Origin of the sequence: Dietzia sp. CW19, from assembly GCF_014145265.1 — a bacterium.
GTDB classification, from domain to species: Bacteria; Actinomycetota; Actinomycetes; order Mycobacteriales; family Mycobacteriaceae; genus Dietzia; species Dietzia natronolimnaea.
In genome coordinates this window covers 1-1,970 of sequence record NZ_JAALEE010000246.1, presented here as the reverse complement: position 1 = coordinate 1,970, position 1,970 = coordinate 1, and the positions used below count along the sequence as shown (strand labels likewise).

Genomic DNA, 1,970 nt, shown 5'->3' with positions numbered 1-1,970 from the left:
CGCTCAGACGCCGATCCGGCTCACCCCGACCGCCCGCCGCCCCGTCACTGCCGCGGCGGGAGCAACTCCAGTCGCCGCGGTCCGAACTCGAACCGGACGGGCTGTGGGACGGCGCGTGTGCCACCGCCGAGGACGCCCCCTCCCCCGACGAGGGCGCGGCGCTGATCGGCGGCGCGGAGATCCGAGAGTCGACACTGGAGGGCATCAGACTGAGCAGCGCCAGGGCCGACTCGCTCCGCCTCACCGACGTCGTGGTCAGCGGCTGCGACCTGTCCGGGATGGTCGCCGACGGGGCCACGTTCACCCGGGTCAGATTCACCGGGTGCCGGCTCACCGGCCTGGTCCTGTCCGACGCCAGACTGACCGACGTGTCCTTCGAGGACTGCCACGCCGACATGATCAACCTGCGGATGGCCCGGCTCCAGAGGGTGCGCCTGTCCGCCACCCGCTGCAGGCAGGCGGACCTGCTGGAGGCGCGGGTGGCGGACCTGTCGACGGACGACGCCGACCTGCGGGGCGCGAGCCTCGACCGGGCCACGTTCACCGCGGTGGACCTGAGGGGTGCCGAGTTGGAGGACGTGCGGGGGGCGTCCGCGCTCCGGGGGGCGATCATCTCGCCGGAGCAGGTCGTCGGGGTCGGACTGGCACTGATCGGCGAAGCGGGGATCAGGGTCGAGTAGGCGGGATCGAGCGAGCGCTCAGGGCAGGTGCGAGGCGGCGTCGCGCCACTGGTTGACGGCCCGGTTGATCACTGCCTGGAGACGGAGAACCTGGTCGCGATCCGTGAGCGCGATGCCGTCGACACCCGTCCGCAGGACGAGCTCGGGCACCCCGCGCCCGGCACCGTTCTCGTCGAGCACCGCCTTCTCGACCACGGACACCTCGAGAACCGCGTCATCGGCCGGACCGTCGACTTCGGCGACGAGGTCGTGACGGTAGCGAGGGGTCGAACAATCTACTGCATCGGACACGAGGGGACTCCCGACTGGAACGGTGGGGCGACTCCAACAATAGAGGCGGGAAAACACCTGATCGCACCAGTGGGACAGCGTGTTACCGGTTGTGACGGATCCGTGACCCACGCCACCCCCGTCGCGCCGGTGCTGGGCGAAGAAATCCCAGCGAAGTTGCGCGAGTTGCTTGTGTGACAGGTGTTACTAATTGATACTCACCCCATGACACCAGCCGGTCAGCCAGCCCGCCGTGCCCTTCTCCCCCGCCTTCTCGTGGCCCTCGCCTCCGCGGCGGCCCTGGCTCTCGGACTCCTCGTCGTCGTCATATCCCCCCGGGCCGACGCCGTCATCCCCCTCTCCCCCGTCTTCGACGGCCTGGCCCGCGGCGTCGACTCCTCGAGCTGGCAACACCCGCACGGCGCGCCGGTCGACTGGCACGCGGCCGCCGCGTCCGGCCAGTCCTTCGCCTTCATCAAGGCCACCGAGGGCACCGGCCCCGCGAACCGCTACTACGAGGCCGACGTCGAGCAGGCCCGGGCATCCGGCATGGCCGTGGGCAGCTACCACAAGGCCCGCCCCGCGATGGATCCCGCGGTCCAGGCCCGCGCCTTCGCCACCCGCCTGCAGTCCGTGGGAGGCGCCCAGCTGCCGCCGGTGCTCGACATCGAGACCGACGAGGGCAAGAACCCGGAGGAGCTGATCGAGTGGACGCACGTCTTCCTCACCGAACTCCAGCACCTCACCGGGCGGACCCCGATCATCTACACGTACCGCTTCTTCTGGATCGACCGGATGGCCAACACCACCCGGTTCTCCGAGTACCCGCTGTGGCTGGCCGAATACGGGGTGCCGGAGCCCACGCTCCCCGTGATCGGTGGCTGGAGCGAGTGGCTGTTCTGGCAGAACTCGGAGACCGGCGAGGTGCCGGGCTTCTCCGGCCCCGTGGACCTCAACGTCTTCGCCGGGACGCGCGAGGAGCTCGGGGCGTGGATGGGACCCGTCACGCCGGGTGAGGCG

3 protein-coding genes are annotated in these 1,970 nt (G+C 70.5%); 2 read left to right on the top strand and 1 reads right to left on the bottom strand.

Annotated elements, in window-relative coordinates; all coding sequences use genetic code 11:
• Positions 1 to 680: pentapeptide repeat-containing protein (locus G6021_RS08075; RefSeq protein WP_241736472.1), on the top strand; the 680-nt coding region annotated here is incomplete at its 5' end.
• An 18-nt stretch (positions 681 to 698) separates the two neighbouring features.
• Here G6021_RS08075 and G6021_RS08070 read toward each other — a convergent pair.
• Positions 699 to 971, bottom strand: a complete 273-nt coding sequence (locus G6021_RS08070) for a hypothetical protein (RefSeq protein WP_179523592.1) — start codon at positions 969 to 971, stop codon at positions 699 to 701.
• Between the two features lie 204 nt (positions 972 to 1,175).
• On the opposite strand from G6021_RS08070, the gene G6021_RS08065 reads away from it, so the two are divergent.
• Positions 1,176 to 1,970, top strand: a 795-nt coding sequence (locus G6021_RS08065; protein ID WP_182641028.1) for a glycoside hydrolase family 25 protein, incomplete at its 3' end; no start/stop codon positions are given.